This is a genomic window from Rathayibacter tanaceti, assembly GCF_001634385.1.
Lineage (GTDB): Bacteria > Actinomycetota > Actinomycetes > Actinomycetales > Microbacteriaceae > Rathayibacter > Rathayibacter tanaceti.
Window position 1 is genome coordinate 20,480 of sequence record NZ_LIIN01000024.1, and the last position, 6,700, is coordinate 27,179.

Genomic DNA, 6,700 nt, shown 5'->3' on the forward strand with positions numbered 1-6,700 from the left:
TTTCGTTCGAAGGGAGGACAGGCTGGAGCGGGAGTGCCGTTCGTCCGGGGCGGCGGACGTCGCGCGCCGCTTCCGGAGGGGGTCGGAGCGGCCGGGTCTATCGGACTTTCTTGATGGGGAAGATGACGAGGGCGCCGACGACCGCGGCCACCGCGCAGACGGTGAACCACAATCCGTAGTTGTTGCCGGTCGGGTCGCTCACGTAGACGAGGATGCCACCGATCAGCGGGGCGAGCGTCTGGGGCAGTGCGTTGGCGATGTTGAAGACGCCGAGGTCTTTGCCGGAGTCGTCCGGGTTCGGCAGCACGTCGACGACGAGCGCCAGGTCGACGCCGACGTAGATGCCGTAGGCGATGCCCAGGATCGCCTCGAGGACGTAGAAGGCGCCGACGTCCTGCACGAAGATCAGGGCGAACGTGCCGACCGCGAACAGCGCGGTCGAGCTCCAGACGAACACCTTGCGGCGTCCGATCCTGTCGGACAACCAGCCGGCGAAGTAGCTCGCGCCGATCAGCGCCACCGTGTAGATCAGCACGCTGGTGCTGATGACGCCGGGGATGTTCTCCGTCTCGACCCCGATGTGGTTCAGGAGGTAGAAGAAGCGGAAGGTCGTGAAGCCGAAGCTCGCGAACGTGATCAGGAAGCGCGACCACCACGCCAGCGCGTAGTCGGGGTTCTTCACCGGGCTGACCCAGAACGTCTCGGCCCAGTCACGCAGGGTGGCCTTCGGCGGGGCGACGGGAAGCCGCTTGTCGGGCAGCACGACGGCGAAGACGACCATGACGATGATCGCCAGGATCGACGGCGCCACGAACATGATGACGAGCTGGTCGACGAAGGCCTGGGCGACGTAGGTGCCGCCGAGGATGCCGACGTTCTGCGCGATCCCGAGGGCGGCGCTGATCTTGCCGCGCTGGAACTTCGGCACCTGATCGGCGAGCGTGGCGATGAAGGGTGCGAGCGTCATGTTCGCGCCGAGCTGGGCGAGCGACCAGCCGATGGTGGCGATGAGGAGCGTCGGAGCGAGGGCCATGATCGCGAAGGCGACGGTCATGATGACCGTGCCGGAGACGATCCAGACGCGGCGACGCCCGAATCGGCTCGTCGAGCGGTCGGAGAGCCTGCCGAAGACGACGTTCGCGACGGTCGCGAACAGCGCGCCGAAACCGCCGAGGATCGCGGCCGCTCCGGTCGCGCCGTTCTGCGCGATCTCGCCCGCGACGACGAGCGACTCGATCTTCAGGCCGATGCCGACGATCGCGGGCCCGAGCAGCGCGATGAAGAAGATCAGCTGCGCGGCGAGCAGCCAGAAGACGTAGCCCCGCGTCGCGGGCTCCATCGGTTCAGGGAACCCGCTGTTCTTCCGCACTGTCGCCGTCGACGTGGTCATGCCCGAAGGCATCCCCGCCGCAGATCCGCTCGACATCGTCATTGTCGTTTCCTCTCACCGTTGAGTGCCGATGCCGTGGATGATCGGAGTCGAAAACCACGCACCGTGTGGTTTTAGTATCCCTACAGGAGGGCAGAGCCGCAAACGGAAGGTGCGGCCGTGCGGTGGCGGTCGGGATCGCGTGCATGGGTCGCGTCGACTGCGGCGGCCATCCCTCGAGAACGACAGGGCGGCTCCACGAAACGATGACTGTTTGCAATAGTGCGCGTCTGCAACTATATTTGCCGACATGTCCGCCTCCCCGCTGTTCAAGCCCGTCGCCCTCGGCGCCCTGCAGGTGCCGAACCGCGTCATCATGGCGCCGCTGACTCGGCGGCGCGCGAGCCGGGGTCGAGTGCCGAACGCGCTGATGGCGGAGTACTACGCCCAACGCAGCGGCGCGGGCCTCATCGTGAGTGAGGCGACATCGGTGAGCCCCCAGGGCGTGGGCTACCCGGACACGCCCGGCATCTGGTCACGTGAGCAGGTCGAGGGGTGGACGCTCGTCACCGACGCGGTGCACGCGGCGGGTGGCCGGATCATGCTGCAGCTGTGGCACGTGGGTCGCGTCTCCGATCCGGAACTGCTCGAGGGGCGGCTGCCGGTCGCACCGAGCGCGATCGCCCCAGCGGGACGAGTGAGCGTCCTGCGCCCGAAGCGGGCTTACACGCCGCCGCGTGCACTCGAGACAGACGAGATCCCCGGCATCGTGGAGGACTTCCGTCGCGGCGCCGTCAACGCGCAGGCCGCCGGCTTCGACGGCGTGGAGATCCACGCGGCGAACGGCTACCTGATCGATCAGTTCCTCCAGGACAGCACGAACCACCGCACCGACCGCTACGGCGGCTCGGTCGAGAACCGCGCCCGGTTCCTCCTCGAGATCGCCGATGCGGTCGCTGACGTCTGGGGCGCCGACCGTGTCGGCGTGCACCTGCGCCCGCGAGGCGAGGAGCACGACATGGGCGACAGCGACCCCCGCGCGATCTTCGGACACGTCGCGGCCGAGCTCGGGCGGCGCGGCATCGCATTCCTGTTCGTCCGCGAGATCGAGGGCGAGGACAGCCTGCTCGGCCACCTGCGAGACCGATTCGCCGGCCCCGTCATCGCCAACGAGGAGATGGATCACAGCGATGGGCGCAGGCTGATCGACGCGGGGACCGCCGACGCGATCGCCTTCGGTCGCGACTACATCGCCACCCCCGACCTCGCCGAGCGCATCCGCGCCGGGCAGCCGTGGAACGAGCAGAACCCCGCCACCTTCTACCCGCAGCCCGACACCGATCCCGCCGTCGGATACATCGACTACCCGGCGTTCGGCCGCTAGGGCGCCGGTACGGTCGACCCATGGCATTCCCCGACGACGCGACCGAGGTCCGCGCCCAGGGCTGGCGCACGCTGGCCCTGTTCCACGACCTCATCGCAGCAGAGCTCGGAGGGGCGCTCCACGAGCACGCCGATCTCTCGGTCGTCGAGTACACGCTCCTCGACGTCCTCAGCCGCCAGGTCGGGGAACACCACCTGCGCATGAACCAGGTCGCCCGCGCCACCGCGCTCTCCCCCAGCGCCACCACGCGCCTCGTCGCCCGCCTCGAAGCGCGAGGCCTCCTCACCCGTTACCTCTGCGTCGACGACCGCCGCGGCATCTACACAGAGCTCACCCCAGCCGGTCACGCCCTGCTCGACCACGCTCGACCCCACCACGACACAGCGCTCCGGCGCGCCCTCCGAGAAGCCGAGGACGTCCCGGAACTCCAGGCCCTCGCTCAGAACTTCAGCGCGACGAGCTGACACGAGGCACGCGCTGCGGCGGGAACGCCGTTGAATCCCGGCGGCTCGGAGCGTCCTGGTGGGGGGGGTGGAACCGGCCGGCGGAGGGAGTGCGGTGGCCCGGGACTCCCTCTTGAACGGTCGAGGGACCGCGAGTGGGGCGGCCTCTCGGTTGGCTCGCGAGCACCCTCGCCTCCGATGGCGTGGACCTGAGCGTTCGCACGTGGTCCGTCGCGTCTGAGGAAGCGGGTGCGGATTGCACCGCTAAAGTTGCACTCCCGGCGGCTGCAACACAGATCCACACCTACTCGGCTCATCCCAGCGCCGAGTCCGGAGTCTCGCTTCGACGGTTCGACGGAATCTACGCCGTTTCGAAAGCGGCGACAGTTAGCGATGCGCTCACAGCCCTGTCACCTGCAGGGCGCTCGGCCAGCTCGTGGATCACTCGTCCGAGTTCGCGAGCGAGCCCTTGAACCCTGGGCCATTCCTCGGCGGGGATAGACACGTGGGCGTCGGTGAAGGCGAAGGTGGTGTTCTCGCGGTAGAGGGGCGCGCGTGCCGTGAGCTGATAGGCAAGCGCCTGCATCAAGCCCAGGAAGCTCTCGCGATCCGAGTCGGTGAGCGCCTCGCCGCTGTCGGAGTTATGAGTGTATCGCTTTGCGATCCCACCTCGGATCGCAACTTCGTCGACGAGCTCGAGCAGTCCGCCTTCGGCAAGACGCCGTATGTGGTAGCTGACGTTGGCCTGGGTCTCCCCGAGCTCACGTGCCGCCGCTGCCGCGCTCATCGTGCGCCCGGTCAGGAGTGAGAGCAGTCGGAGCCGGAGCGGGTGCGCCACCAACCGCAGTCCCTTCACATCAGCGCTGTCTTGGTCGTTCATCCGTGAATTCCTCCGATATCGCTGCGACGCCGCACGCCCTACCGAGCCTCAACTGTAAACGCCGGCATCACAGCTGTATGCGAGGTCAACCCTTCACGGCTGCTGCGGCTGCACCTGGACGCCAGACGTGCACGACGATAGCGGCAGCGATCAGGACCGCACCCACGGCCGAAAGGTATGCTGCCGCAGCGCCGAACGTGATGCCGTCTAGCAGCGCACCTCCCAGGGCAAGGGCAAGGGCAGCTCCGGCGTTCACGGCCGTGTTGATGAGAGCGGAAGCCTCCGTGCGCTCCTCAGCGGGAGCGAGGTCGTCCGAGGCGACATACCCGGCGATCAGTGAGGGAGCCACAAACAGGCCCATCACCACGAATACTGCCAGCTGAGCACCGACATGGGTGATCCATGCCATCGCCAGAAGCGTCGCTAAGCCCGCCAGCCCGAGCGCCACCATCCTGGGCACAGCGGGCCACCTCCAGTTTCGAGCGCCGTAGACAAGGCCTCCGATCGCGCTGCCAATCGCGAAGCAGGCCAGCAAAATACCCGAACCAGCGTCTCCGATGGCTTGCCCGTAGGCTGTGGCAAGCAGCTCCGCCGCTCCAAGGACTAAGCCGACAGCGGCGAGAACGAGGAGCACCGGCCAGAACCGAAGGTGACGCAGAGGGCCAATCCAACTGCGCCAGTCTAGGCCGCGACCAAGGCGTTCCACCGGCGTCGGCGTCGGACCCAACGCGACCCAGAGCGTGCCCAGGAGCCCAGTAGCGGCAGCAGTCAGTACGGCGATCACTGGCCCGTTCGGCAGCAGCATGAACACCCCCACCAGCAGGGGGCCGATGATGAAGACGAGCTCCTCGATCACCGCGTCCAGACTGTATGCCCTCCTCCGGTGTTCGTCCGTCGGTGACAGCAGCGCCCAGATTCCTCGGACAACGGCACCCAACGGAGGTGTGCACACGCCGCTCAGTGCGCCCAGGAGTACGAGGACCCAGACCGGCACTGGACTCTGCGCAACGCAGACGATGCTGACCAGACCTGCCGCGTATCCCAGCGCCAGAAGTGGAAGCACCCGACGAGCCCCGAAACGATCAACCAGCCGAGCACGAAGCGGAGCGACGACGACGTTGCCAACGCCGAACACGCCCGCGACAGCGCCTGAGATCGCGAACCCGTTCGACCCGGCCTGGAGGAGCAGCAACAGCCCCAACGACACCATCGCGAACGAAAGTTTGCCCACGATCGTCGGGGCGAGCACGCGCACAACGTGCGGCAAGCGCAGGACAGTGAGGTAGTTCACGTGAGTCTCTGCGTCCATGCGCGTGCTCGCTCTTCTGTGGCTACTTGTCGACAGCTCCACGTACTCCGAGGGCCTTGTCATACATACCACCAAACAAGCCTTTGCGGGTAGTCGATCGCCGCCGGTGACACCGGCGTGCGCGGTCCAGCCTCCGGTCTTGGTGAGGGCGGCGACACTGCGGCCCTCGAGCGACGCATCACCGCCGGAGCCGACCGCCAGGGGTCGCCGACGAGGTCGTAGCCGGGCGTGAAGGAGGCTGCCGGGTCGTGTCAGTCGATCACATTTCGTACAACCTCCAGCTCCCGCCCTCTGCCGGGCCTTCGACCGGCGCATCGTCAGCGACGAGGACGGCTCGCTCACGGGAGGAGACAAGAGCATCTCTCGATGCGAAGAGGTAGCGCTCTGTTCCGCGAGCGCGGTTGATTGCCTCCTTCACGGCGGCGAGCAGTGCGGAGTCGTCGGAACTCTGCGAGATGTAGCGGCGAGTGGCCTCGTTGAGGATGAGGATCATCGCGCGGCCATCCCTGCGGGGCCGAAGGAGAAGCGCCTCGTCGTCCACCCTGCTGACGAGGAACTCGGAGTCTAGAGCTCGAAAGGACGTCATCCGGCGTACCGTAGCGCTCCACCCGACTCATGACAAGAAGCCTGCGAAAGGCCCGGAGAGAGGTTCTCGATCAGAAGCGACACGTCCTAAATTAGCGACACATCCTACATTGCCAGTCATCATTACGGACATCGGGGGATGCAGGATGAAAAAGATTCTCACAATCACGGTGGCGGCAATCATCACCGCTGGGCTCTCGGGCGGGGCGGCCTCGGCCACGGCGGCCGACGAGGCTTCCTCGCGGAGTTCGGTCACCGCACTCCAGCCGGCCGACGGGACGTGGGTTCTCGACAGCCCCGGAAGCCGGGATCGTGTCGCTCAAGCGCGAGCGGACGTCGGGTACGCGGCAGGAACGACGCCCTACCCGCAGGCGCCCGCTTACGAGTGTCTCGCCGTGTTCCAGGATCAGAGCGGCGAGAAGGTCGTGTTGCGCCAGGGGCAGTCGGGCGAGTCGGCTTTCGGCTACCTTCACGGGCTGATCGACCACGGTGTGGAGGAACAGACGATCGATGCGGTCGTGACCGGCAGTGCGGCAGGGCAGCTCCAGGCGAACGGCCGTTACCTCTACGGGGCGGTCTTCTTGAAAGACGGCGAGCCTCAGATCCGGTTCGAGACGATTCATGACCGGCAGCCCTCCTCTGCGAGCCCTGACTCATTCGAGTTGGGCGTCGTCACCTCCTACTGCAAGGGCCCTGGCACTCAAGACCCCGAAGAGGCGTGCCCTCAATG

General features: G+C 66.9%; 7 protein-coding genes. 3 read left to right on the forward strand and 4 right to left on the reverse strand.

What is annotated here, in order from left to right:
* Positions 1-97: 97 nt before the first annotated feature.
* On the reverse strand, positions 98-1,432 hold the full coding sequence (locus ACH61_RS04875) for an MFS transporter (RefSeq protein WP_068209280.1): 1,335 nt from the start codon (positions 1,430-1,432) through the stop codon (positions 98-100).
* Between the two features lie 247 nt (positions 1,433-1,679).
* Between ACH61_RS04875 and ACH61_RS04880 the strand changes: the two genes are divergently transcribed.
* Together ACH61_RS04880 and ACH61_RS04885 are read left to right on the forward strand one after the other, a co-directional pair.
* A complete protein-coding gene (locus tag ACH61_RS04880) occupies positions 1,680-2,753 on the forward strand; it encodes an alkene reductase (protein WP_068209283.1) in 1,074 nt (357 codons plus the stop codon).
* A 20-nt stretch (positions 2,754-2,773) separates the two neighbouring features.
* Positions 2,774-3,217 carry a MarR family winged helix-turn-helix transcriptional regulator gene (locus ACH61_RS04885; protein WP_068209286.1) on the forward strand — a complete coding sequence of 148 codons (444 nt, stop codon included), beginning with the start codon at positions 2,774-2,776 and terminating at the stop codon, positions 3,215-3,217.
* Positions 3,218-3,557: 340 nt separating this feature from the next.
* Here the strand turns inward: ACH61_RS04885 and ACH61_RS04890 are convergent, their stop codons facing one another.
* The 3 genes from ACH61_RS04890 to ACH61_RS04900 form a co-directional block, all read right to left on the reverse strand.
* Positions 3,558-4,076, reverse strand: coding sequence for a winged helix-turn-helix domain-containing protein (locus ACH61_RS04890; protein WP_068209289.1), 519 nt, complete (start codon positions 4,074-4,076; stop codon positions 3,558-3,560).
* Between the two features lie 85 nt (positions 4,077-4,161).
* On the reverse strand, positions 4,162-5,367 hold the full coding sequence (locus ACH61_RS04895; RefSeq protein WP_199220904.1) for an MFS transporter: 1,206 nt from the start codon (positions 5,365-5,367) through the stop codon (positions 4,162-4,164).
* Between the two features lie 277 nt (positions 5,368-5,644).
* The gene (locus ACH61_RS04900) at positions 5,645-5,926 is read right to left on the reverse strand and encodes a hypothetical protein (protein WP_132505867.1); all 282 of its coding nucleotides are present in this window, start codon (positions 5,924-5,926) and stop codon (positions 5,645-5,647) included.
* A gap of 190 nt (positions 5,927-6,116) precedes the next feature.
* Between ACH61_RS04900 and ACH61_RS04905 the strand changes: the two genes are divergently transcribed.
* A partial coding sequence (locus ACH61_RS04905; RefSeq protein ID WP_132505864.1) for a hypothetical protein occupies positions 6,117-6,700 on the forward strand: 584 nt, incomplete at its 3' end.